29 protein-coding genes and 2 tRNA genes are annotated in these 21326 nt (G+C 64.8%); 19 read left to right on the forward strand and 12 right to left on the reverse strand.

What is annotated here, in order from left to right:
- The first annotated feature begins 28 nt into the window (after positions 1–28).
- The 8 genes from ACVIYL_RS28170 (at position 29) to ACVIYL_RS28205 (ending at position 5822) form a co-directional block, all read left to right on the forward strand.
- Positions 29–472: a hypothetical protein gene (locus ACVIYL_RS28170; protein WP_456780344.1), complete on the forward strand. Its 444-nt coding sequence runs from the start codon at positions 29–31 to the stop codon at positions 470–472.
- Between the two features lie 77 nt (positions 473–549).
- Positions 550–849 carry a hypothetical protein gene (locus tag ACVIYL_RS28175; RefSeq protein ID WP_456780345.1) on the forward strand — a complete coding sequence of 100 codons (300 nt, stop codon included), beginning with the start codon at positions 550–552 and terminating at the stop codon, positions 847–849.
- Positions 850–858: 9 nt separating this feature from the next.
- Entirely contained in the window at positions 859–2283 is a 1425-nt protein-coding gene (locus tag ACVIYL_RS28180) for a TolC family protein (RefSeq protein WP_456780346.1), read from the forward strand.
- A gap of 12 nt (positions 2284–2295) precedes the next feature.
- Positions 2296–3651, forward strand: a complete 1356-nt coding sequence (locus tag ACVIYL_RS28185) for a multicopper oxidase family protein (protein WP_253608069.1) — start codon at positions 2296–2298, stop codon at positions 3649–3651.
- Between the two features lie 44 nt (positions 3652–3695).
- The gene (locus tag ACVIYL_RS28190) at positions 3696–4169 is read left to right on the forward strand and encodes a cupredoxin domain-containing protein (protein ID WP_253608070.1); all 474 of its coding nucleotides are present in this window, start codon (positions 3696–3698) and stop codon (positions 4167–4169) included.
- Between the two features lie 29 nt (positions 4170–4198).
- On the forward strand, positions 4199–4501 hold the full coding sequence (locus ACVIYL_RS28195) for a copper-binding protein (protein WP_456780347.1): 303 nt from the start codon (positions 4199–4201) through the stop codon (positions 4499–4501).
- Positions 4502–4652: 151 nt separating this feature from the next.
- Positions 4653–5402: a cation transporter gene (locus tag ACVIYL_RS28200; protein WP_253608071.1), complete on the forward strand. Its 750-nt coding sequence runs from the start codon at positions 4653–4655 to the stop codon at positions 5400–5402.
- 141 nt (positions 5403–5543) lie between these two features.
- Positions 5544–5822 carry a hypothetical protein gene (locus ACVIYL_RS28205; protein ID WP_038381721.1) on the forward strand — a complete coding sequence of 93 codons (279 nt, stop codon included), beginning with the start codon at positions 5544–5546 and terminating at the stop codon, positions 5820–5822.
- 177 nt (positions 5823–5999) lie between these two features.
- Here ACVIYL_RS28205 and ACVIYL_RS28210 read toward each other — a convergent pair whose 3' ends face one another.
- Positions 6000–6548 carry a tetratricopeptide repeat protein gene (locus ACVIYL_RS28210; protein WP_253608072.1) on the reverse strand — a complete coding sequence of 183 codons (549 nt, stop codon included), beginning with the start codon at positions 6546–6548 and terminating at the stop codon, positions 6000–6002.
- Between the two features lie 286 nt (positions 6549–6834).
- Here ACVIYL_RS28210 and ACVIYL_RS28215 point away from each other — a divergent pair, with 286 nt between their 5' ends.
- From ACVIYL_RS28215 to ACVIYL_RS28230, 4 genes are all read left to right on the forward strand, one after another.
- On the forward strand, positions 6835–7155 hold the full coding sequence (locus ACVIYL_RS28215) for a His-rich protein BRANT (protein WP_063790156.1): 321 nt from the start codon (positions 6835–6837) through the stop codon (positions 7153–7155).
- A gap of 230 nt (positions 7156–7385) precedes the next feature.
- Positions 7386–7811, forward strand: coding sequence for a hypothetical protein (locus ACVIYL_RS28220; RefSeq protein WP_253608073.1), 426 nt, complete (start codon positions 7386–7388; stop codon positions 7809–7811).
- A gap of 358 nt (positions 7812–8169) precedes the next feature.
- Positions 8170–8886 (forward strand): outer membrane protein, encoded by a 717-nt coding sequence (locus tag ACVIYL_RS28225; RefSeq protein ID WP_057019633.1) that lies wholly within the window; start codon positions 8170–8172, stop codon positions 8884–8886.
- A gap of 949 nt (positions 8887–9835) precedes the next feature.
- On the forward strand, positions 9836–10075 hold the full coding sequence (locus ACVIYL_RS28230) for a DUF6719 family protein (protein ID WP_026192929.1): 240 nt from the start codon (positions 9836–9838) through the stop codon (positions 10073–10075).
- Between the two features lie 69 nt (positions 10076–10144).
- On the opposite strand, the gene ACVIYL_RS28235 is transcribed toward ACVIYL_RS28230, so the two are convergent.
- A complete protein-coding gene (locus ACVIYL_RS28235) occupies positions 10145–10393 on the reverse strand; it encodes a hypothetical protein (protein WP_016843366.1) in 249 nt (82 codons plus the stop codon).
- A 492-nt stretch (positions 10394–10885) separates the two neighbouring features.
- On the opposite strand from ACVIYL_RS28235, the gene ACVIYL_RS28240 reads away from it, so the two are divergent.
- The 3 genes from ACVIYL_RS28240 (at position 10886) to ACVIYL_RS28250 (ending at position 13361) form a co-directional block, all read left to right on the forward strand.
- Positions 10886–11254 (forward strand): hypothetical protein, encoded by a 369-nt coding sequence (locus ACVIYL_RS28240; protein WP_229162601.1) that lies wholly within the window; start codon positions 10886–10888, stop codon positions 11252–11254.
- Positions 11251–12099 carry an alpha/beta fold hydrolase gene (locus ACVIYL_RS28245; protein WP_253608074.1) on the forward strand — a complete coding sequence of 283 codons (849 nt, stop codon included), beginning with the start codon at positions 11251–11253 and terminating at the stop codon, positions 12097–12099. The genes ACVIYL_RS28240 and ACVIYL_RS28245 overlap by 4 nt, the downstream gene beginning before the upstream one ends.
- Before the next feature lie 101 nt (positions 12100–12200).
- Complete coding sequence (locus tag ACVIYL_RS28250; RefSeq protein ID WP_253608075.1) at positions 12201–13361, forward strand: DUF2652 domain-containing protein; 1161 nt, start codon at positions 12201–12203, stop codon at positions 13359–13361.
- A 36-nt stretch (positions 13362–13397) separates the two neighbouring features.
- On the opposite strand, the gene ACVIYL_RS28255 is transcribed toward ACVIYL_RS28250, so the two are convergent.
- The 9 genes from ACVIYL_RS28255 to ACVIYL_RS28295 form a co-directional block, all read right to left on the reverse strand.
- Positions 13398–13937 carry a hypothetical protein gene (locus ACVIYL_RS28255; protein WP_253608076.1) on the reverse strand — a complete coding sequence of 180 codons (540 nt, stop codon included), beginning with the start codon at positions 13935–13937 and terminating at the stop codon, positions 13398–13400.
- Positions 13938–14071: 134 nt separating this feature from the next.
- Complete coding sequence (locus ACVIYL_RS28260; protein WP_253608077.1) at positions 14072–14302, reverse strand: hypothetical protein; 231 nt, start codon at positions 14300–14302, stop codon at positions 14072–14074.
- Between the two features lie 138 nt (positions 14303–14440).
- Positions 14441–14620, reverse strand: a complete 180-nt coding sequence (locus ACVIYL_RS28265; RefSeq protein ID WP_253608078.1) for a hypothetical protein — start codon at positions 14618–14620, stop codon at positions 14441–14443.
- Between the two features lie 55 nt (positions 14621–14675).
- The gene (locus ACVIYL_RS28270) at positions 14676–14864 is read right to left on the reverse strand and encodes a hypothetical protein (RefSeq protein WP_057019624.1); all 189 of its coding nucleotides are present in this window, start codon (positions 14862–14864) and stop codon (positions 14676–14678) included.
- A gap of 175 nt (positions 14865–15039) precedes the next feature.
- Positions 15040–15285, reverse strand: a complete 246-nt coding sequence (locus ACVIYL_RS28275) for a hypothetical protein (protein ID WP_076831538.1) — start codon at positions 15283–15285, stop codon at positions 15040–15042.
- 68 nt (positions 15286–15353) lie between these two features.
- A complete protein-coding gene (locus ACVIYL_RS28280) occupies positions 15354–15587 on the reverse strand; it encodes a hypothetical protein (protein WP_168856709.1) in 234 nt (77 codons plus the stop codon).
- Positions 15588–15601: 14 nt separating this feature from the next.
- Positions 15602–15859: a hypothetical protein gene (locus ACVIYL_RS28285; protein WP_253608079.1), complete on the reverse strand. Its 258-nt coding sequence runs from the start codon at positions 15857–15859 to the stop codon at positions 15602–15604.
- 577 nt (positions 15860–16436) lie between these two features.
- Positions 16437–16511 (reverse strand) — tRNA-Thr (locus ACVIYL_RS28290).
- Between the two features lie 162 nt (positions 16512–16673).
- Positions 16674–17114: a hypothetical protein gene (locus ACVIYL_RS28295; RefSeq protein ID WP_253608095.1), complete on the reverse strand. Its 441-nt coding sequence runs from the start codon at positions 17112–17114 to the stop codon at positions 16674–16676.
- A 194-nt stretch (positions 17115–17308) separates the two neighbouring features.
- Here ACVIYL_RS28295 and ACVIYL_RS28300 point away from each other — a divergent pair, with 194 nt between their 5' ends.
- The 3 genes from ACVIYL_RS28300 to ACVIYL_RS28310 all read left to right on the forward strand — a co-directional run bounded on the left by ACVIYL_RS28300 (position 17309) and on the right by ACVIYL_RS28310 (position 19296).
- On the forward strand, positions 17309–18049 hold the full coding sequence (locus ACVIYL_RS28300; RefSeq protein ID WP_057019619.1) for a sulfite exporter TauE/SafE family protein: 741 nt from the start codon (positions 17309–17311) through the stop codon (positions 18047–18049).
- A 255-nt stretch (positions 18050–18304) separates the two neighbouring features.
- The gene (locus tag ACVIYL_RS28305; RefSeq protein WP_057019618.1) at positions 18305–18778 is read left to right on the forward strand and encodes a hypothetical protein; all 474 of its coding nucleotides are present in this window, start codon (positions 18305–18307) and stop codon (positions 18776–18778) included.
- Between the two features lie 98 nt (positions 18779–18876).
- Entirely contained in the window at positions 18877–19296 is a 420-nt protein-coding gene (locus ACVIYL_RS28310; RefSeq protein WP_253608096.1) for a hypothetical protein, read from the forward strand.
- A gap of 704 nt (positions 19297–20000) precedes the next feature.
- On the opposite strand, the gene rlmB is transcribed toward ACVIYL_RS28310, so the two are convergent.
- On the reverse strand, positions 20001–20825 hold the full coding sequence (gene rlmB, locus ACVIYL_RS28315; protein WP_253608097.1) for a 23S rRNA (guanosine(2251)-2'-O)-methyltransferase RlmB: 825 nt from the start codon (positions 20823–20825) through the stop codon (positions 20001–20003).
- A 308-nt stretch (positions 20826–21133) separates the two neighbouring features.
- Between rlmB and ACVIYL_RS28320 the strand changes: the two genes are divergently transcribed.
- Positions 21134–21219 (forward strand) — tRNA-Tyr (locus ACVIYL_RS28320).
- The last annotated feature ends 107 nt before the right edge of the window (positions 21220–21326 follow it).

Below are 21326 nucleotides of genomic sequence, written 5' to 3' on the forward strand. Positions count from 1 at the left end.
GCTTGCGGCGGTCGGAGATGCGAAGCGGGTGCTGGTGCGATTGACGAGATCAGGGCGGTTGCGGGCGGGATGTTCCATCATCCTGGCCTATCTGTTTTGCGTGCTCGCGCCGTCCTTCGCGCTTGCATTCGGGGCGCCGTTTCCGTGCCTGACCGATGAGGTGCAGCCGGCTGTGATGACGCATGTGCATGATGGCGCGATGCCGGTGACACACGCCGATGCTGCCGCGCGCGATCATGGCGGCACGCATTTGCACCACGCCGCCGATGCCGCCGAACCGCCGGCCAAGCACAGCCACGACGGCAAGAACGCGCCGGGGCCGTGCTGCGCCTTGATGTGCGTGTCGGCGCTGCCGGCCGATCTTCCTTTCGTCGCCAGTCCCTTGCACCCGATCGCGACCCGTCTCGCCGAGCCCACCCGGGGCCTGTGGAGCGAGGCTCCGGCGCGGCTCTATCGTCCCCCCATCGCCTGATCTCTCGCTGACATCGTGGCTGCGCCGCGCGCTCGCGTGCGCATGCCTGTGACTCATTTGATGATCGGGACAGATCCATGTTTTCGCATCTCGGGGCGAAGCTCGCCGCCGCGGCCAACTGGCTTGGCCGGCGCGCGCAATCCATACTGTTATCGCGGCTGACCGCCGTCATCGTCGCCGCCGCGCCGCTCGCCGGCTGCATGGCCGACGGCCGGCCGGTTGCCGTCGCGGGCGATCCTGCGGATTCGTCGACGGGCAGGGCCGGTGTCGGCTACCGCTCGACCATCGCGCCCTACAGCAGCCTGCGTCCGGCGACGCCGCTGCCCTGGCGCGAGCGCAACGACGGCGTGACGCCGCCGGCCAAGTCAGAACACTAGGAGGGCGCCATGCGACATCTGGCCATCGCGCCGCTTTTGCTGCTGACGTCAGCGCTCGCGGGATGCGCGTCGTTCTCGTCCGACAGCGGCATGGGCGTGGTCTCCGAGGTCACCGGGCAGGCGATCGGCAAGGACGTCGCCTTTGTTCGCACCGCGGACGAGGCCGCGACCGCCGGCGCCGCGGTGCAGCGGCTGCTCGCGCGCAACCTATCCGCGGATGCCGCCGTGCAGGTCGCGCTCTTGAACAACAAGGGCCTGCAGGCCGCCTATAACGAGCTGGCGCTGGCGGAGACCGATCTCGTCGCCGACAGCCTGCCGCCGAACCCGACCTTCTCGGTCTCGCGCATCACCGGCAACGGCGCCAGCGAGGTCGAGCGGCAGGTCGTCGGCGACATCCTCGCGCTGGCGACCCTTCCGGCCCGCTCCGAGATCGCGCGCGAGCGCTTCCGCCAGGCGCAGCTCAAGGCCGCGCTCGCCACCTTGCGGCTTGCCGCCGAGGTGCGGCGCAGCCATGTCGCGGCCGTCGCGGCAAATGAGATGGTCGGGCTGCTGACGGATGCGAAGGCGACCGCCGAGTCCACCGCGCAGCTCGCGAAAAAGCTCGGCGAGACCGGCGGCATGAACAAGCTCGACCAGGCCCGCGAGCAGGTGTTCTACGCCGAGATCACCGCTGACCTCGCCAGCGCGCGGCAGAATGCGACGAGTTCGCGCGAGCGGCTGGCGCGCCTGCTCGGATTGTGGGACGGCGATCTCGGCTTCCGGATTCCCGGCAAGTTGCCATTGCTGCCGAAGCGGCCATTGGAACAGCCGTCGATCGAGGTCGCGGCGGTTGGCCATCGCGTCGACCTGCAGATCGCGCGGATGGAAATCGTGGCGCTCGCCAAGGCGCTCGATCTCACCGAGGCGACGCGCTTCGTCACACTGCTCGACGTCGCCGGCATCGACAAGCGCACCCACGATCCCGAAGCTCCGCCGTTCAGGGAGCGCGGCTTCGACGTCCAGTTCCAGATTCCGATCTTCGACGGCGGCGAGGTGAGGGTGCGCCAGGCGGCGGAGACCTACCGCCAGGCGATGAACCGCCTGACCGAGAAGGCGATCAACATCCGCTCCGAGGCGCGCGACGCCTACCGCGTCTACCGCTCGACCTACGACATCGCGCGTCATTACCAGCGCGAGGTGCTGCCGTTGCGCCAGATCATCACCGAGGAGATGCAGCTGCGCTTCTCCAGCATGCAGGTCGACGTGTTCGCGCTGCTCACCGAAGCGCGGCAGCGGCTCGCCTCGCTGCGCGCGGCGATCGACGCCAAGCGCGACTTCCTTCTGGCGCAATCCGAGCTGCAGACCGCGATCAACGGCGGCGGCTCGGCCGGCGCAGCATCGACACCGTCTTCCATCGCCTCGGCCGCGCAGCCCGCGGCCGGTGGCGGTCATTGAATGGAGCAGCACATGTTTTCACGACGAGGATTTCTGGGCAGCGCGGCGCTGGTGACGGCAAGCGCGGTCAGCGGCCGCGTCCAGGCCGCCGCCATTCCCGAAGCGCCGACCATGGACAAGGCGGTGATGCAGCCGCCGCTACATCCCGCCAGCGGGCCGGACTACCGGCCGGTCGTCACGCTCAATGGCTGGTCGCTGCCGTGGCGGATGAACGGCGACTGGAAGGAATTCCATCTCGTCGCCGAGCCCGTGGTGCGCGAATTCGCCGACGGCATGAAGGCCAATCTCTGGGGCTACAACGGCCAGGCTCCGGGACCGACCATCGAGGCGGTCGAGGGCGACAAGGTCCGCATCTTCGTCACCAACAAACTGCCGGAGCACACCACGGTGCACTGGCACGGCATGATCGTGCCGTCAGGCATGGACGGCGTCGGCGGGCTCAACCAGCCGCACATCAAGCCGGGCAAGACCTTCGTCTACGAGTTCGAGATGAAGCACAGCGGGACCTTCATGTACCACCCGCATTCCGACGAGATGGTGCAGATGGCGATGGGCATGATGGGCATGTTCATCGTGCACCCGCGCGATCCGGCGTTCCGGCCCGTCGACCGCGACTTCGTCTTCATCATGAGCAGCTACCTCATCGACCCCGGCACCTATCTGCCGAAGGTCAATGAGATGACCGACTTCAACATGTGGACCTGGAACAGCCGCGTCTATCCCGGCATCGATCCGATGCCGATCCGGCTCGGCGACAGGATCCGCGTGCGGATCGGCAACCTGACCATGACCAACCATCCGATCCATGTGCACGGGCACAATTTCGCGGTGACCTGCACCGACGGCGGCTGGGTGCCCGACAGCGCGCAGTATCCGGAGACCACGACCGACGTGCCGGTCGGCGCGGTCAGGGCGTTCGACATGCTCGCCGACAATCCGGGCGACTGGGCGTTCCACTGCCACAAGTCGCACCACACCATGAACGCGATGGGCCACGACGTCAGAAATTTCATCGGCGTGTCGCGCCAGGATCTGGCCAAGGCGGTCGGCAAGCTCGCGCCCGACGCGATGGCGATGGGATCGACCGGGATGGCGATGGGCAACATGGAGATGCCCGCGCCCGACAACACGCTGCCGATGATGACCGGCACCGGACAATTCGGGCCGATCGAGATGGGCGGCATGTTCACGGTGATGAAGATCCGCGAAGGGCTCGGCCGCGACGATTACGCCGATCCCGGACCGTACAAATATCCGCCGGGCACGGTTGCCTATGAGGTCGAGGCGCCCGCCGCCGAGCCCGCGCGCCAGCCGCCGGCGGCGCCCGGGCGAAAAGCCAAGCCATCGATGAAGGGGATGAAGATGTAGCGGATCAAAGCGCCATCCGACGACCAGCAAGCATCAAACACAGAATGGAGAATCCAGTGAAGCAACTCACCAGCATCGGCATCGTGCTGATTGCGCTGTCCGTCACCGCCGCGCCATCGCGCGGCCACGAGAAGCACGGCCATGAATCCTATTCGGCCGGCGAGCCCGGCGATCCGAGCAAGCCCTCGCGCACGGTTGAGGTCGAGATGAAGGAAATGGAGTTCACGCCGTTCCGCATCGAGGTCAAGCGCGGCGAGCAGATCCGCTTCGTGATCCGCAATGCCGGCACCGAGGATCATGAATTCCTGCTCGCGACCACCGAAGAGAATCTGAAGCATGCCGAAGTGATGAAGAAGCATCCGCACATGGAGCATGACGATCCGAACGGCGTTCGCCTCGCACCGAAGAAGAGTGCGGAGATCGTCTGGAAATTCACCAAGGCCGGAACGTTTGAATATTCCTGCCTGATCCCGGATCACCGCGACTACGGGATGACCGGCCGCGTCATCGTGAAATGAAACCAGCAATGAAAGAAAGCACAACAATGATGAACAGGATGATCCAACTTGCCGGCGCCGGCGCGTTCGCGCTGGCTCTGACCCTGGGCGCGGCGCTCGCGCAGGCCGCCGCGATCAATGGCGAGGTCAAGAAGATCGACGAGGGTGCGGGCAAGATCACGCTCAAGCACGGCCCGGCCAAGACCCTTGGCATGGACGAGCCGATGACGATGGTTTACCGGGTCAAGGATCCGGCGCTGCTGAAGCAGGTCAAGGTCGGCGACAAGGTCCGGTTCGAGGCCGAGGAGGGCGACAGCGGCTACACCGTCACCGCGATTCAGAAGGCGAAATGAGGCGACGGCCCGCATCAGCAGGTTGGGCTGTCGGCTGAACGCAGCCGGCAGCCCTTGAACCCGCGACGCATGATCGCCGGAGCTGTTCCAGATGGATCGGCTTGAATGCGTTACGTGGCTGGCCTTATCCTGTCGTCTGGAAGGACGAGCGATGAACGATTGCTGCGGGCAGAAGACGACCGAATGCTGCGCGCCACCGCCGCTGACGCTGCCGATCAAGGCTCGTGTGCGGGCAGGGGACCGCGATGGCGCGGCCGCTTCGTGCGGCTGCTCAGGCGGCGTTCCGGTCTTTGACGGTCTCGATCCGCGCTACAAGCGCGTGCTCTGGACGGTCATCGGCATCAATGGTGCGATGTTCCTGACCGAGATGATCGCGGGTCAGCTTGCCGGATCGCAGGCGCTCAAGGCCGATGCGCTCGACTTCCTTGCCGATACGGTCACCTATGGACTGAGCCTTGCGGTGATCGGCGCCAGCCTGCGTGTGCGCGCCTCCGCAGCGCTGTTGAAGGGCGCGTCGCTGAGCTTGATGGCGCTGTGGGTGTTCGGCTCGACCGTCTACCAGACGTTCGTGCTCGGCGTGCCGAAAGCCGAGGTGATGGGCGCCATCGGCGCGTTGGCACTCGCGGCCAATCTAGGATCGGTTCTGCTTCTGCTGCCGTACAAGGACGGCGACGCCAATGTCCGCTCGGTCTGGCTCTGCTCGCGCAACGACGCGATCGGAAACCTCATCGTGATGGCGGCCGCCCTCGGCGTGTGGGGATCGGTCTCGGCCTGGCCTGACCTTGCCGTCGCCACCGTGATGGCGACGATATTCCTCACCTCGTCGGTGCAAATCCTGCGGCAGGCATGGGCCGAATATCGCGAGGCTGCGCAGCGCGACCCGGCGGCGGCGCATGGCTGACTGAGCTGGAAGCGCCTGCGCACTCCCGCCGGAGGTGGGCGCGGACATTCGCCTTGCATTTACCTTAAATCATGGCACCGGGGGAACGTCTGCGGCAGCGGCGCGTTGCTGTGCATCATTCGAGTGCAGAAGGCCCCCTCCATGACAATCAACGCGGCAATACTGATGGCGGCATTGGTGCTATCGGGAACCGTGTTGGCGCAAAGCTCCGGCCCTTCGGCCGGCTCGGCGGGGGCCGGGCAGGCCGCCAACGTGACCACCACCGGCGAGGCGCTGAACAGCGCCAAGAAGACCGGCGACAGCGGGCCGCCGGTGGAGAAGGCCGCGCGTCCGGCCAAGCCGGATGCCGGCGCTGCGGGCAACACGGTGGGGGCGAGCCGCCCGCAAAAGCCCGATCGTCGCCTCGAGCATTATCCGTAATCTTCATCCGTAACGTTTATGCTGATCCGTGGGATGGGTGGAGCGAAGCGATACCCATCACCTCCGATCCGCGCGGAAGCATGATGGGTTTCGCTGTGCGCTACGCAGCTACGCAGCAAAAAGCCGGCGCGGTCGTCGTGGCCACGCCGGCTCGATGTAGGAAGCGGTTGCCTTAACTCAGTAAACCAGGCCGGTGCCCGGGGGCTTCTCCAGCGCTGCGGCGAGCGAGCGATATTCGTCGCTGCTGGTGCCGGCGAGCTGGGCGATGCGGTTCAGATGGTATTGCGCCTGATCGCGGTTGCCCTGTTCGACCTGCCAGAGGCCGTAATACTGCCAGGTGCGGACATGGGCCGGGTCGGCCTTGAGCGCGCGCTCGTACCAGATTTGCGAGACCTTGTAGTCGCCGAGCTTGCGATAGGAGTAGCCGATCAGGTTGGCGACGTCGGCGCGATCATCCTGGCCGAGCGCCTTCAGCTGCTCGATCGCGGCGGTATAGTCGTGCTTGTCGTAGATCGTGGTGTAGGCGGCGCGATAGCCGGCCAGGAACTTCTGATCGTCGATCGCGGAGCTCTTGTCCTTCTTCGCCTTCTTGCCCTTGCTGCTGCCGCTGTCGGAAGCCGGCGGCGAGGGATTGTCGCTGCCCGCGGCGTAGGCCGAGATGACCGGCCCGGAGGCGAGCGTCATCGAGAGCACTGCGAGGCCCAAAAACTTCGTCTTCCTGCTCATTCCTGGTTGCTCCTGATCGTTCCTGATCGTGCTCGGTAATCCTACACCGAAGCCTGATGACTTGAACACCCAGGGGTGCAGAACATTCCCGGCCGATCCCACGATTGCGTGATCCTGCTTTTCCGGCCGTAGAGGAGAAAACATGACAGAGATGTCATGCACATGAATGAAGTCCGTCAGGGTCCTTCAGAACGGGTTCAGTGCGCGGCCCATAAGGTCACGTGCATTGATCGGTGAGGCCGACCATCCGGCCGGAGACCTCTCGATCCCGACGAGGAGGACCATCATGCTGAAGACGATTTCCGCCGCGCTGCTCGCCATGTCCGTGATCGCAGCGCCCGCGCTCGCCGTCGAGACCGGCAAGGCCGCAACGCCCGCGCCGGCGACCACGACTGCCCCGGCGACCAAGGCCGCTCCCGTGATCAAGAGCGAGCAGCTGCCGTCGAAGGTGCGCAACGCCAACGCCAAGATGCACCACAAGCACTATCGCCATCACCGCCACCACAAGCACATGGGCATGCTGAAGGTGAAGTCGCCGAAGCATGCGACCAAGCACGTCCACGCGAAGGTCGCGACCAAGCACGTCGCGCCGGCCAAACGCGGCTGACCCAAGCGCGGTTGAATCTGATCCGAGGGGCGTAGTTTCGATCCACATTGCCCCGCTGCGCCTTTTGGATGCAGAACCGGCCCGTCCGTCCATTGCTTCCCCAATGGCGACGGGCCGGAGTGCGTCTGGCTCCGGTTGTGAACCCGGGCGAGGAATAACCGAGTTGCGAATTCCCTTCGGCCGCCCGGCAGTTTATGAGACGCCTCCGGGGACTCAGGGAACAGCGTCGTTTGCGGATTTCATCACAACTGGCAGCCATCCTGCTGCTCTCGCTTCCGCTCGCCGGCTGCCTCACCAGCGATGACGGCGGCGGGCCGACCACCTTCACCGACGATCGCGGCGTCGCCAACCAGCCGTTCCCGGACCGCTACCGCGACCAGATCGTAGCCTTCATGCGGACCTACCTGAACAATCCGGTCGGGGTCCGCGAGGCTGCTATCGCCGAGCCGGCGCAGCGCACGGTCGGCGGCCGGCTGCGTTACGTCGTGTGCCTGCGCTACAGCGCGAAGGATACCGACGGCAGTTACCGCGCCGCCCGGGAGCGCGGTGTCCTGTTTGTCGACGGCCGGCTCGACCGCATCCTCGACAACCCCGCCGAGCCCTGCGCCGGCGCGACCTACGCGGCATTTCCGGAACTGGAAAAGATGTCGCGCTAAGACATGATCCGGAAAAGTGAAGCGGTTTTTCCGAAAAGATCATGCCCGAACAAGACGCAGAAGCGCGATCTGATCGCGCTTCTGCGCGGCGGCTTGTCGCAAGCCTGATCGAAACGTTAGCGAACTCCGATCACTTTTCGGGGAGCGTTGAACTTCAACTTAGCCGTCTGCGACCTACATCCAGCCGAGATGCGGTTGCTTAACCGGTGAAAAATCTTGCTGTGCCAGGGAACAAACGGGCGTTGTTGCGACCCTGTCACAACTCGGAAACATCACGGGTGCGGCATTGCCCCAAAGCAACCTAATTGAGGTCACGTTGTTTGGCTTAACAGCGCAGCGTTAGTAACGGGGATCAGAAATGAAGAAGTTTTTGCTCGGCACAGTCGCGCTGGCCGCCCTTGCGGGCCCTGCGTTTGCGGCTGACATGCCGGCCCGCACCTATACCAAGGCACCGCCGCCCTATACCGCCCCCGCCGTCGTCTACAACTGGACCGGTTTCTATATCGGCGGCCATGTCGGCGGCGCGTTCACCGACGGCAACAACCTGATGGGCAGCGACGCGCGCTTCATGGGTGGCGTGCAGGGCGGCTTCGACTATCAGTTCGCCCCGAACTGGGTGATGGGCGCCGAGGCGCAGTATTCCTGGCTGCCCAGCTCCTCGAACAATGGCGTGCTGCTCCCGGGCGGAACGCTGGTGACCGGCAATACCGACCAGATCGGTTCGGTGACCGGCCGCCTCGGCTACACCTGGGGTCCGGCGCTGCTCTACGCCAAGGGCGGTTATGCTTGGCGCGACAACAACAACATCACTGCGTCGGTCGGCGGCGTGCCGGCGTCCTTCACCACCGATGGCGGCCACAAGGACGGCTATACGGTCGGCGCGGGCCTCGAATACATGTTCGCCCCGAACTGGTCGGCGAAGGCCGAATACCAGTACTACAATTTCGGCAAGACCAACTTCACTAGCGGCCCGGCCGACCTCGTCGGCACGAGCTTCCGGAACGACGAGCACACCGTCAAGCTCGGGGTCAACTACCGCTTCGGCTGGGGTGGCCCGGTCGGCTCCCGCTACTGATCGCGGCTTCATCGCATCAATGAAAAGGCCGGCCTTCGGGTCGGCCTTTTTTGTGTGTGCCGAGCATGACCGGCAGCTTGGAGGTGGAAGTCCTCTATCCAGCCTGATGACGGTGAAGGATTAGCGAAGCGCAAGGGCGTCATCGCGAGGTGGGGTCTGAAGGAAGCGTGGAGCAAAGCCGCGGCCCGATGGACAAAAACCGGATAACGAGGCCTACCCGGCCGGACGAGCGAGCACGTGATCGCGAAGTCCACGGTCATCAAGGGCCGGGGTGGTAAATCCGGCGGGCGTGCGGCGAAGGCGGTCGATCTTACCTCGGGAGATCTGCGCTGCGTCTCGGCAACGAGACTGAGGTCGTCGTAAGGCGATCTGACCGCAGTGCAGAAGTCAGCAGAGGGCATAGTAGGCGGAACGAGTTTCGCCGAAGGCCTGAACGCTGGAAGTGACGAGTAGATGCAGCGATATCGCATCGGCCATGCGACTGAATTCCGGGCAACTGGCCTCGGAACGGCGGGAAGGGGTGAAACCCTGACTGACGCTGATCAGAGGAGTCGAAGCTGGCGCGACGATTGCTGACACCCAAACTACGGCGGCAACAGAACAACTCTTGCCGCTTAATCCAGCGAACCGCCGTATACGGACCCGTATGTACGGTGGTGTGGGAGGGGAGGGGCTGCGAGGCTCCCCCCTATCCCGATTGGCCAGCCGCTCGCCCCGGAATGACGGCGGATGCGGTATAGCCGTAGCCCGGATCGAGCGCAGCGTAATCCGGGGCAGCCGATTCGACGAGCGAAGTCCCCGGATTTCGCTCCGCTCCACCGAAGCTACGACCCCACATTCACCTGATGTTCAGGCCTGATCGTGCAATGCAAAAAATAATTCCTGCATTGCACGGAACTTTCATCGTGCTGCGCTATTATGCGATCGCCGGGCTGGTGGACAAACGAACATGCGTAGTTTTGCGTTAGGGCTGATCCTCTCTGCGGTCTCCGTGCCGTGCCTTGCCCAGACCATCCTCAAATCCGAACCCCTGGCGCTCGCGCCCTATGAGGTCGTGTTCGTGCAGGATGCGTCCTGCTCGGCTGGCAAGGTGCTCAAGGTGACCGGCGCGATCCGGGGTCTGCATCGGCGGAAGATTTGCGTTTCGCTCGCCGCCGAACAGGCCTCGCTGGCGACGGCAACGCCATAGGCGCGGGGCGACCGCACCCATCGCATTCCCGGCCCGCCGCTGCGCGCCGCCGGCCAGCCTAACGTCTGATCAGTTCAACCGCGGCTCCAGGCGCGCTTCGCGATCGGCATCGGCCTTGTTCTTGGCCGGATCCTCGTTTGGCTCGAGCTGACAGGGCCGGATCTCGTAGTCGTTATCCAGCACCGGGCGGGGCGCGGACTTCTCCTCGGAGATGGCATCCACCACCAGGCCGGATTTCCTGGCCAGCGTCCAGACATCCGCCTCGGTCGGGTAGGCCTTGCTCAGCTTGGCGTCCTGATAAAACAGCGCGTACGGCATTCGTCGTTCCCCAAACAACCGACAACGCCAGCCTCCGTTTTGGGTTTCAGGCAATATCGCCGTTCCGATCACGGAACCGTGAGCGAGCATTTGCGGCAAGTATCTGAAAATATGAGTCATTTCGGCCCTTTCACGGAATGGCCCTGAGTCCTTAACGGGTGGTAAACCCCCGAAAAAAGAATCCCCGGGACTCTCCGGGTAGAATCGCCGGATGCTCCGGCCATGAGAGCGATCCACCAGCCCCCTTACGAACGCGTGCAGCTCACGCTTGCGGTTGCGCTGCTTGCGGCCTGCGCCGCCAACGTGGCGCTGGTCTGGTCCTGGCTTTAGATCTCCCGGCTCCCGCCAAAATTCGTATGTGGTGGCCACCCGAAAACGCGAGGGCCGCGCGGCGCCGCTGGCGATTGACGGCACCGGCATTGCTCCCATCATTGTCGGCAGAACAAGCGCCCGCTGCGCCCTGCGCGGACGGGCCGCGATCGGGGAGCTGACATGATCGACACGCTGAAGGAACGGGTCAACGGCGACGCCGGCCTGGTGCGGCGCGGCCGCTATCTCACCACGACATTCCTGCTCGAGATCGGCGCGGCCGCCTGGCTGATCGCGATCCATGAGGGCCGGATCGTCGCGGTGACGAAGGGGCCGTTCGTGATGCCCTCGTCGTCGTTCGCGCTGCGCACCTCGGACGAGGAGTGGGACCGGTTCTGCGAACGGCGGCCGCCGCCGGGCTCGAACGACCTGATGGCGCTGATCAAGCGCCGTGTGCTGAAGGCCGAGGGCGAGCTGCAGATCTTCATGGCGAACCTGCGCTACTTCAAGGAGGCGCTCGGCAAGCTGCGCCGCGAGGGAGTCGCCGCATGAGCGCCAGGTTCGAACCGATCGTCGGCCGCTACATGCATCTGGAGCTGTTCGGCCGGGCCCACCGCGTCTATGTCGAGGAGGCGGGCGAGGGCACGCCGCTGCTCTGCCTGCACACCGCGGGCGCGGACGGGCGGCAATATCGCGGCCTGATGAACGATGCGCGCGTCACGCGCAACCATCGCGTCATCGCCTTCGACATGCCCTGGCACGGCAAGTCGTCGCCGCCGCAGGGCTGGCACGACGAGGAGTACCAGCTCACCTCCGCGCAATATACGACCATGATCCTGGCGGTGATGGACGCGCTCGACCTCGACAGGCCGATCGTGATCGGCTGCTCGATCGGCGGCCGGATCGCGCTGCATCTCGCGCTCGAGCATCCCGAACGCTTCCGCGCCATCATCGGCCTGCAGGCCGGCGCGCATGTCGATCCCTATTACGACCTGAATTTCCTGCACCGGCCGGACGTGCATGGCGGCGAGGTCGCCGCCGCCATCGTCTCGGGCCTCGTCGGCCCCGACGCGCCCGACAAGGAGCGGTGGGAGACGCTGTGGCATTACATGCAGAGCGGGCCCGGCGTGTTCAAGGGCGACCTCTATTTCTACAAGGTCGACGGCGACATCCGCGCCCGCATCGCCGAGATCGACACCAGACGTTGCCCGCTGTTTCTGTTGTCGGGCGAGTACGACTATTCCTGCACGCCGGAAGAGACGCTGGCGGTGGCGAACAGCATTGCCGGGGCTGAGGCCACCATCATGAAGGGCCTCGGCCATTTCCCGATGAGCGAGAATCCGGGCGAGTTTCTCAAGCACCTGCTGCCGGTGCTGGAGAAGATCGGCGGCCGCTAGCGCACGCCCAGGGTTGCTTTGGTCCTCGACCTCGGGCGGCGCGGTATGACAGACTGCGCATCCGCACGATTGGGCGTGAACCGGTTGCGCAGGAGGTCCCCATGCTTCCGAAGGCTGAAGCGGCCTATTTCGCGATTGCCGATATCTCCGGCTATACCAATTTCCTTGCGGCGGTCGAGCTCGACCATGCGCAGGACATCATCGCCGATTTCATGGATACGGTGGTGAAAGCGCTGCGCCCGCCATTCCGCCTCGCCAAGTTCGAAGGCGACGCCGCGTTCGTCTACACCACCGCCGAAAAGATCGACGGCTCGCTGCTGCAGGACGCGATCGAGGGCGCCTATTTCAAATTCCGCCGGCGCCTGCGCAACGTGCGCCAGGCCTCGACTTGCGAGTGTCAGGCCTGCGTCGCGATGGGCGATCTCGATTTCAAGTTCGTGGTCCATCATGGCGAGATGGTGAAGCAGAAGATGGGCGGCAGGGAGGAGCTCGCCGGGCGCGACGTCATTCTGGTCCACCGGCTGCTCAAGAACACGGTTGGTGAGAAGGTCGGCGGACGCGCCTACGCGCTCTACAGCGACGCGGCCATCCGCGCGATGGGTGTCGATCCGGTCGCCCAGGGTCTCATCGCCCATCGCGAAACCATCGACGTCATCGGCGACGTCACGCTGTGGGCGCGCGATCTGGAAGCGGCGTGGCGGCAGGAAGACGCGCAAACCCGGATGCAGGTGACGCGCGACGATGCCTACGTCATGCTGGAATTCGACATCGCCGCGCCGCGGCAGACTGTTTGGGAGTTTTTCACCGTGCCCGGGCAATGGCAGAAATGGTGGGACGCCGACACCATCGTCGAGGATTCCGGCAAGGGACGACGCGGTCCCGGCACCAGGAACCACTGTATGCACGGCAACCATACCGTCGTTGAGGAGATGCTCGATTGGCGTCCGACCGATTATTTCACGGTGGGCATCACGCTTCCGATTCCCGGCGCGCCGCGGATCGTGATGACTCGCGCCGTTCTGGACGGTCCAAACGGAATGACGCATCTGGAGCTGCGGGTCGCCAAACCGAAACCAAAGGATCGAGAGTTCGTCGACGGCGCCGCGGTGAAATATGCCGAACGCATGACCAAGGCGATCGCCGGATTGCGATCCATGCTGGAAGGGGAGCAGCCCGCCCTCGATGCAGTGGAGGAGCCGGCATTGACGCGATCGAGCGGACGCTTCCTGACCGAGCCGGTGAAATCGGGCGCGCGCGGCTGATGCCCAACGCACAGTCCGGGGTCTAATGGGGCTGCGTTACTTGCCCGAGCGCGGCAGCTCGTTGATCGCGGCGCGGACCTTGGCCATGGTCGTGGTGCAATATTCCTCGCGCTCCTTCAGGAAGCGCTGCTGCTGTGCGCGGAAATTGGCAACCCGCTCCCGCACCTCGGATCCGAAGTCGCCGCTGATGTCGAGCCTGGCAAAGTGCGGCAGCTGCGCCGGTTGAGGCGGGATTTCGACGACCGTCACCGCCAAAGGCGACGGAGCGGGGGGCAGGCCCTCGATCACGGTCGGCGCCGGAAGCGGAGGCGGCACGACCGCAGCCCGCACCTCAGCCTTGACGCTGAGCGTGGCGACCGCCTCGGCCAAGGCCTGTTCAGCGGCGATCGGCAACGCGGCGGCGGGGGCAGGTGTAGCGGAGGGCGGCGTGGCGGCCGGCTGGACTGCAGGCGCCGTCGCCGTCGCCGTCCGTGGGGCAGGCGCCGGCAGCTCGGCGTCGGGCAGCTTGCCCTTCACCGACTGTACGAAAGCCATTGTCTGCGCGATCAGGAGATCGCGTTCTTTCATCCACTTCATGGCGCACCCTGAGCGCGCGGATTCCAGCAAAGCAACCGCGCGGAATCAAGCGCTCGCCATCATGATGGTTGACGAAGACGCCTGTTTGGTAGGCGCGGTGACATAATTGTGACACGCCGCGCGGGCGTGGACGGTCAGCGTTGACGGGGATTGGTGTTCGGGACGAACGGGGTACCGACGATCCGGACCGGGGTCTGGGCCAATCCCTGATCCGATGCCGACGCGTGATTCGCGGGCGGCCGGGGCGTGGGGTTCGCCGGCGCGGGTGCCGGATCGAGCAGGGCGACGAGGCCGGCCGCGGCCACGCTGAGCAGCGTGAACGTGCCCAGAAGCAGCAGATTGCGGTCGGATTCGCGGACCCTCATGCGAGGAAAATCGCGTGAAAGGGCATAATGTTCCGAACAAATCCTCAGGGCGTTGTCGAGCGGATTTGGCCTCACCTTGAGGACGAGCATCAGGAGAGGACGAACCGGTGAGCCGTCCGGAACGGGGCGGGGGCCAGCCTAATGAGCCGCTATCGCGGCGGGCACCTGCTCGATGCTGCGGGCCTCGATCAGGTCGGCGTAGCGGCCATATTCCTCGGCCATTTCGAGCAACTTGTCGCGCACCGCGGCGTCGGTCACCTGCCGGGCCAGCCGTCGCGCCTGATCGGATTGGAAGCGGTAATGTGCTGTGTCGGACATCGTGGCGGCTCCTCACATATCTGTAAGGGCCACCCGGCAAAGGTTCATCAAAGCGTCATTGCAGCGTCGGTGGACGATCCGCCGGGGGAGCCGACGTGACCGGCGCCGTCTTGTCCTCGCGGACCTCGACTTCGAACCAGCCCATCTCCTTCAGCTCGCGAGCCTTCTTCTCGGCCGCGTCTTCGCTGTCGCGCTTCAGCACGATTCGGCTGGTGCCATCTCGGGCAAGGATCAAATAGGTCATTGGCAGAGTCCCACCCCGCATTCTGCATACCCCGTTTGGGGCCGCAAGAACAGAAGCAAGGCGAGGGATGGGTGATCTTACGGGAAGGATCCCACGATTCCTGCCAGGGGAGTGTCGCAGCGGCTTTCCGAACCGGCCCTGCGGCGCAGCGCCGGTTCGGAAAGGGCGAACTGCCTCAGCGCTTCACCACCACGTCGATGTGGCGGTTTCTGTCGTCCCATCGGCCGCTCTGCAGGCAGCTCTCGCGGTAGCTGTCGCAGATGGCGAGGTCGCCGCCATGGGTGCGATTCCAGGTCTTGCAGGTCGACGCGATGTAGGTGCAGGTGCATTTGCCCGACGCGCATTGGCGCTCGACAGCGGTTTCGGCGGTGGCCGCCGAAATGGTGGCGGCGAAGGTTGCGAGCAAGATCAGCAATCTCATGGTGATTCCTCAAAATGGTGAAGTCTGGTCGGCGATAATTTCAGGCCGATCAGGATTGGCGGTGTGCCTTAGCGTTGGGTGCAGACAAAGCGGGTGCCGATCTTCGTCGTGCCGGTGGCCCGGCTGCCCTTCTTCGCGACAGGATAGTTGTTGCCGTTCGGGAAGCCGGTGAGATGGATGTAGGCGCTATCGCCGCCATCATACGACCCGGAGATCAGACCCGGGGCGGAGCAGGTCCAGCCTGCGGCGCTTGCCGGGATGCAGCCGATGGCAAGGAAGGCAAGGGCGAGTCCGATTTTCATCTCACCCTCGAGGCTCATCGATAGCCCGCGCTGAAGTTATGGTCGCGAATGCCGATCGCCTTGGCCTGTGCTGCGGACACCCGATCCCGACACTGGATGTACCTCAGGACCTGCGCGTCGGTGCCCGCGGAGTGAGCGCGCCACATGTCGAGATTGAAGCCGTTCTTGGCCATGCAGGCCTGGGAGTGAGGGCTGTCATTGCGCTCCCTGGCGTTCGCCGGAGCGACGGCGAGTGTGGACAGGACAATCGCGGTGCAGAAAACAATCTTCATTTTGAAATTCCCAAAGGTGAAAGTGCCGGAACAATAGCCAGCGGGAACAAAATCACAAGTAGTCGTCGCGAGAGTGCTCAACGTTATCGCTAGCGCTTCCTGCAAAACATTGCGAAGCGCAGGGTCGTTGTATTGGCTAGCGGTGAGTGCGATCGACGATGTGGCACTCCCGACAACCGGAATACTACGGCTCGCTTTGTACATTGTGGGCAATCAGGCGAAGCGCTTTGATTGAATCGCGACGACGTGTTCGAATCGCAGCCGGGAACGACGCGGCGTAGGCCGCGCATATCTGATGGAGGACGCGATGCCCAGGCACTTCGGTTTGAAGGCAGCATCGGCCGCAGGACGGTCGGCGTTCACGGGGTCATCAAGGGATTTGCAGCAGCGGACTGCTTCGGCGTCGGCATCGAAGAAGCATGCTCAGGACGGCTCTGCAGCGTCGAAGCACGCTTCCCCATGCTCGGAACTGCCGTATTCGCCTGCGAGCTGGCGCGGCTGCTGCGGTCGACGGTCGATCTCGGCAGACTGAAGCTATCTCGCCATGGCCAAGACAGCACCGGAAATCCAAGCCAATTGGTGCCGGCTGAGGGGATTGAACCCCCGACCTTCAGTTTACAAAACTGCTGCTCTACCGCTGAGCTAAGCCGGCGAATTGGGAATGATTTGCGCGCTCGCATAGCAGACTTGGCGCGCCAGAGCCAGAACCAAGGCTTGAACCGAGCAGGCGAGAAGCGATCGCGCCCCCGTATCGGCCCGACAGCAAAAGGCGGCCCGCGGGCCGCCTTTTGCGCCGTCGGCCTAATCAGCTGAGCTACTGGCAGGGATGCTGGCGGCCGTCGCTGCCGCGGAACCAGGTGCCGGGGGTGCAGACAAAGCCGTTCTGCCGCGCATATTCGGCGCCGCCGATCGGGGCGCGGGCATAATCGGGGCCGCCAAACGGGGCGGTGGCGACCGCAGCCGCCGTGCCGACCGCGCCGCCGACGACGCCACCGGCCACGCGGGCCGCGGCGTCGACGGGCGCGAACGGGCCGGGGTCATAGCGGTTGTAGCTGCCCTGCCAGCCTTGGTCCCGCCGACCGATGCGCTGGTGATAGGCGGTGCGGGTGGTGCCCGGTGCCATCGCCTGGCATCGGGCGTCCGGCCAGGCATTCGAGCAGCGCGCGGGGGTGCCGATCGTCTGTTGCGCCATCGCCGGGCTCGCCAGCGCCGAGGCGAGCAGGGCTGCTGCGCCGAGGATTTTGAATTGTGTCATGCGAAATCTCCTCTCGTCGTCGAGAGCTAATCTCGCGGTGCCGTGCCTGTTCCAGCGCGGCCTTGCCCTGTGTTCAAAGCAGTGTGAAGTTCACCAGGTTCGTGCGCATGATGCGTTCCGGAGCATGCTGCCTTTGACGAGAATTGCGTGTACAGCGGTGAACGGACTGATGTCGGTGCCGACGCGGGGGATTGATGTTCGGAATTTTGAGTCTTGGCTTTCTGCTCGGCATGCAGCATGCGCTGGAGCCGGATCATATCGCGGCGGTATCGAGCATCGCGGCCCGCCGCAGCCATGTCGGTGACATCGTCAAGCACGGGCTGACCTGGGGACTTGGCCACACGCTCACTTTGTTCATCTTTGCCGGCGCCGCGATCCTGCTCGGGCGCGCGATCCCGGAAACGGTCGCACAGCCGATCGAGACCGCGGTCGGTATCATGCTGGTCGGCCTCGGCGCGCATGTGTGGTGGCGGCTGTGGCGCGACCGCGTGCACTTCCACACCCATTCGCACGGCGACGGCACGACGCACTTCCACGCCCACAGCCATGCCGGTGAAGCCGCATCCACCGTGGCGCTTGCGTCCACCGTGGCGCGTGCGTCCACCGTGCCGCACGTCCGCGCCGCGCACAGCCATGCGCACGGCTTCCGCTGGCGCACGCTCCTGGTCGGCCTGATGCACGGCATGGCCGGCTCGGCGGCGCTCCTGGTGCTGACGGTGTCGCAGGCCCCAAGTCCGGTGATCGGGCTCGGCTATGTCGCGCTGTTCGGCATCGGCTCCATGATCGGCATGGGCGTGCTGTCCAGCGTGATCGCGGTGCCGCTGGCAGCTTCGGCGCGCTGGCTGACCTGGGCCAATCGCGGCCTGCAAATGGCGGTCGGCGCGGTCACGATCGCGATCGGCGTCCACGCGATCGTCGAGAACGCCTTCACCTGACGGGTAGGCGGCTCTTTGTTTGAGCATGATCTCCGCGCAAACGCGTCCCGCGTTTGTCGCGAGGGAAATCCGCTTCGCACTTTTCCGGCTCATGCTCCCGGGCGCCCGTTAACGATTTCTGATTCCGCACGGCCGCATTGACCGGATGCCGATGCTTACGCGTTAGGCTTACCGGCAGTTTGGCCGGCGTCCTTAACCCTTCCGCCAAGCCGTTGGATTAGGTTGTGGTGGAACAATTCGGGACGCTGGGTGAACATGCGCGCAAGTCTTGCGCTGGCGATATTGGCTGCGATGAGCTCGACGGCGCTGGCCGGCGGCGGCTTCGACATTGTCGTGCCGGTGCGGCCCGGCGTGCCGATCATCATTAACGGCGTCGACGCCTCCTACGCCGTGGTCGAAAGCGCGATGGGGCTCGCTCGCAACGAGTCGATGGTGCCGACCGTCTATGGCGGCCGCCCGATCGATCCCCAGCCGAATGTCGGCCACTATTATCCGAGCCTCGGCCGCATGCCGGGTTACGGCCGCCTCGAGATCGAGCCGCCGGCCAACCGCCGCCTGCCCAAGCCGGCCGAGAGCTACCATCAATCGTGGGGCGCGGAATCGGCTCCGCTGCCGGCACAGTCCAACGTGCCGGTCGATCCGCCGCCGGTGATCTACGCGCCGGAGTTCAACGGGCCGCGGCCGCTGCCGCGCCCGTTCCCGCGGCCACCGCGACCCCGAGGATTCTGAAATCGACTGCCCGAAATCAAGAGCCCCGCGAAACGGGGATCCTGAATAGCCATCAAGAGCTACGCGACGACGAACAGAGAGACCTACAGGAGAGAGTAATGCGTCAAATGATCAAAGGACTGATTGCGGCGGTGGCCGTCATGGTGGCCGCGCCCGCAATGGCGTGCGGTTTCAACCCTTGCGGCTATTCCGCGCCCGTCGTGAATTACGGCTGCGGTGGTTGCGGTGGCTATGGCTACGGTTACGGTTACGGCGCCGTCGAACGTCTGCCCGACCCGGATGCCGCTTATCCCAGCGCGGCGCAGCAATACTATTACGTCAACCAGGGACCGACCTACACCGGTCCGGGCAACTGGGCACCGCGTCCGTACTACCGCGAAGGCTATGGTCGCCCGTATTACGGCTATCGCCGCTATGGTTACCGTCACTACGGCTACCGCCATCACTACGGCTATCGTTCGCACTACGGCTATCGCTACGGCCGCTACGGCCATCCGGTGCTGCGCCGCTACTATTGATCCGATCGTCAGTTCGAGACATCAGCGCCCGTTCGCGTCACGCGAGCGGGCGTTTGTCGTGTGTGCCGAGCATGACCGGCAGCTTGGAGGTGGAAGTCCTCTATCCAGCCTGATGACGGTGAAGGATTAGCGAAGCGCAAGGGCGTCATCGCGAGGTGGGGTCTGAAGGAAGCGTGGAGCAAAGCCGCGGCCCGATGGACAAAAACCGGATAACGAGGCCTACCCGGCCGGACGAGCGAGCACGTGATCGCGAAGTCCACGGTCATCAAGGGCCGGGGTGGTAAATCCGGCGGGCGTGCGGCGAAGGCGGTCGATCTTACCTCGGGAGATCTGCGCTGCGTCTCGGCAACGAGACTGAGGTCGTCGTAAGGCGATCTGACCGCAGTGCAGAAGTCAGCAGAGGGCATAGTAGGCGGAACGAGTTTCGCCGAAGGCCTGAACGCTGGAAGTGACGAGTAGATGCAGCGATATCGCATCGGCCATGCGACTGAATTCCGGGCAACTGGCCTCGGAACGGCGGGAAGGGGTGAAACCCTGACTGACGCTGATCAGAGGAGTCGAAGCTGGCGCGACGATTGCTGACACCCAAACTACGGCGGCAACAGAACAACTCTTGCCGCTTAATCCAGCGAACCGCCGTATACGGACCCGTATGTACGGTGGTGTGGGAGGGGAGGGGCTGCGAGGCTCCCCCCTATCCCGATTCACATCAGCCCGAGCCGGCTGGCGCCGATATAGAGCGCGAGCACACAGGCGTTCGACACGTTGAGGCTCTTGATCTCGCCGGGCATGTCGAGGCGGGCGACGAGGCGGCAGGTCTCGCGCGTCAATTGCCGCAAGCCCTTGCCTTCGGCGCCGAGCACCAGCGCGAGCGGCGCTTGCAGCGCGGCCTTGCCGAGATCCTCGGTGCCCTCGCTGTCGAGGCCGACGGTCTGGAAGCCGCGCTCGTTCAACTCGTTCAGCGCGCGCGCCAGGTTCTGCACGGTGACAACAGGCACCAACTCGAGCGCGCCGGAGGCGGACTTCGCCAGCACGCCGGTCGCCTCCGGGCTGTGACGGGCGGTGGTGACGATCGCCTTCACCGCGAACGCCGCGGCCGAGCGCAGGATGGCGCCGACATTGTGCGGATCGGTGATCTGGTCGAGCACCAGCACGATGCCCTCCAGCGCCAGCGTGTCGATGCCGGGCGAGGCCAGGGGATCGGCCTCCGCCAGGAGGCCCTGATGCACCGCATCGGGGGTGAGGCGCCGGTCGATCTCGCTGGGCCGGACGATCTCGGGGGTGACGCGGGTCGCGATGTCTTCGTCGGCGAGGCGCTTGGCCGCGTTCTCGGTGAGGTAAAGCTTGCGGATATGGCGGTCGGGGTTGGCAAGCGCCGCCGACACGGTGTGCCAGCCGTACAGAATCACCGGCCCGTCGGAACCGGATTCGCGTTCCCGCCGGGCCGGCGGGCGGCCGAATTTCGGCCCTTTTTGGAAGGGTTTACCGCCCTTGCCTCGGAAATTGGGTTTGCGGTCGCGATCGCTCATGTGAGGCTTGTGTCACGGCTCCTGAATATTGGCAATTTTACACAGCGTTTTCGAGCGAAGTGGGGTCCGGTTCGCGTGAAGAAAACGCGACAAAACAAGAATCTAGCCGCAAGACTCACTACTTTGGAACAGAGATCGCCCGAGCCTGCAAAAGTATCCCAATTAGATGGCTGGCTTGGTTGACTTTGGGGACCGCCTTCCCCCATAAACGCGCCCGACCGCGCACCCGCTTCGGGTCGGCCGGTTATCAGCGTCATTTCGATGACCGGTCCGCCGCCACTCGCGCGGCCGGTCTGATGCTGTTGGACGGGGGAGTGTCCCGAGTGGCAAAGGGAGCTGACTGTAAATCAGCCGCCTCATGGCTTCGCAGGTTCGAGTCCTGCCTCCCCCACCAGCCTTCGCTCGCTTCGCGAGCTACGGCTCGGCAGGCCGGGAAAACTCCATCGTAGCGAAGTGAGTGAAGGCTGCCACGCCATAGCCCGAAGGGCGACGGCGGGCTGT

Source organism: Bradyrhizobium sp. USDA 3315 (assembly GCF_054056795.1).

Excerpts from the sequence above, each read along its gene's own strand:
- ACVIYL_RS28260 (WP_253608077.1), bottom strand. The coding sequence starts at position 14,302 with ATGAGGGTCCGCGAATCCGACCGCAATCTGCTGCTTCTGGGCACGTTC.
- rlmB (WP_253608097.1), bottom strand. The coding sequence starts at position 20,825 with ATGAGCGATCGCGACCGCAAACCCAATTTCCGAGGCAAGGGCGGTAAA.
- ACVIYL_RS28245 (WP_253608074.1), top strand. The coding sequence starts at position 11,251 with ATGAGCGCCAGGTTCGAACCGATCGTCGGCCGCTACATGCATCTGGAG.
- ACVIYL_RS28205 (WP_038381721.1), top strand. The coding sequence starts at position 5,544 with ATGACAATCAACGCGGCAATACTGATGGCGGCATTGGTGCTATCGGGA.
- ACVIYL_RS28240 (WP_229162601.1), top strand. The coding sequence starts at position 10,886 with ATGATCGACACGCTGAAGGAACGGGTCAACGGCGACGCCGGCCTGGTG.
- ACVIYL_RS28225 (WP_057019633.1), top strand. The coding sequence starts at position 8,170 with ATGAAGAAGTTTTTGCTCGGCACAGTCGCGCTGGCCGCCCTTGCGGGC.
- ACVIYL_RS28270 (WP_057019624.1), bottom strand. The coding sequence starts at position 14,864 with ATGACCTATTTGATCCTTGCCCGAGATGGCACCAGCCGAATCGTGCTG.
- ACVIYL_RS28310 (WP_253608096.1), top strand. The coding sequence starts at position 18,877 with ATGCGTCAAATGATCAAAGGACTGATTGCGGCGGTGGCCGTCATGGTG.
- ACVIYL_RS28300 (WP_057019619.1), top strand. The coding sequence starts at position 17,309 with ATGTTCGGAATTTTGAGTCTTGGCTTTCTGCTCGGCATGCAGCATGCG.
- ACVIYL_RS28285 (WP_253608079.1), bottom strand. The coding sequence starts at position 15,859 with ATGAAGATTGTTTTCTGCACCGCGATTGTCCTGTCCACACTCGCCGTC.
- ACVIYL_RS28275 (WP_076831538.1), bottom strand. The coding sequence starts at position 15,285 with ATGAGATTGCTGATCTTGCTCGCAACCTTCGCCGCCACCATTTCGGCG.
- ACVIYL_RS28230 (WP_026192929.1), top strand. The coding sequence starts at position 9,836 with ATGCGTAGTTTTGCGTTAGGGCTGATCCTCTCTGCGGTCTCCGTGCCG.
- ACVIYL_RS28215 (WP_063790156.1), top strand. The coding sequence starts at position 6,835 with ATGCTGAAGACGATTTCCGCCGCGCTGCTCGCCATGTCCGTGATCGCA.
- ACVIYL_RS28305 (WP_057019618.1), top strand. The coding sequence starts at position 18,305 with ATGCGCGCAAGTCTTGCGCTGGCGATATTGGCTGCGATGAGCTCGACG.
- ACVIYL_RS28280 (WP_168856709.1), bottom strand. The coding sequence starts at position 15,587 with ATGAAAATCGGACTCGCCCTTGCCTTCCTTGCCATCGGCTGCATCCCG.
- ACVIYL_RS28190 (WP_253608070.1), top strand. The coding sequence starts at position 3,696 with ATGGAGAATCCAGTGAAGCAACTCACCAGCATCGGCATCGTGCTGATT.
- ACVIYL_RS28235 (WP_016843366.1), bottom strand. The coding sequence starts at position 10,393 with ATGCCGTACGCGCTGTTTTATCAGGACGCCAAGCTGAGCAAGGCCTAC.
- ACVIYL_RS28195 (WP_456780347.1), top strand. The coding sequence starts at position 4,199 with ATGAACAGGATGATCCAACTTGCCGGCGCCGGCGCGTTCGCGCTGGCT.
- ACVIYL_RS28200 (WP_253608071.1), top strand. The coding sequence starts at position 4,653 with ATGAACGATTGCTGCGGGCAGAAGACGACCGAATGCTGCGCGCCACCG.
- ACVIYL_RS28295 (WP_253608095.1), bottom strand. The coding sequence starts at position 17,114 with ATGACACAATTCAAAATCCTCGGCGCAGCAGCCCTGCTCGCCTCGGCG.
- ACVIYL_RS28175 (WP_456780345.1), top strand. The coding sequence starts at position 550 with ATGTTTTCGCATCTCGGGGCGAAGCTCGCCGCCGCGGCCAACTGGCTT.
- ACVIYL_RS28265 (WP_253608078.1), bottom strand. The coding sequence starts at position 14,620 with ATGTCCGACACAGCACATTACCGCTTCCAATCCGATCAGGCGCGACGG.
- ACVIYL_RS28180 (WP_456780346.1), top strand. The coding sequence starts at position 859 with ATGCGACATCTGGCCATCGCGCCGCTTTTGCTGCTGACGTCAGCGCTC.
- ACVIYL_RS28255 (WP_253608076.1), bottom strand. The coding sequence starts at position 13,937 with ATGAAGTGGATGAAAGAACGCGATCTCCTGATCGCGCAGACAATGGCT.
- ACVIYL_RS28250 (WP_253608075.1), top strand. The coding sequence starts at position 12,201 with ATGCTTCCGAAGGCTGAAGCGGCCTATTTCGCGATTGCCGATATCTCC.
- ACVIYL_RS28210 (WP_253608072.1), bottom strand. The coding sequence starts at position 6,548 with ATGAGCAGGAAGACGAAGTTTTTGGGCCTCGCAGTGCTCTCGATGACG.
- ACVIYL_RS28185 (WP_253608069.1), top strand. The coding sequence starts at position 2,296 with ATGTTTTCACGACGAGGATTTCTGGGCAGCGCGGCGCTGGTGACGGCA.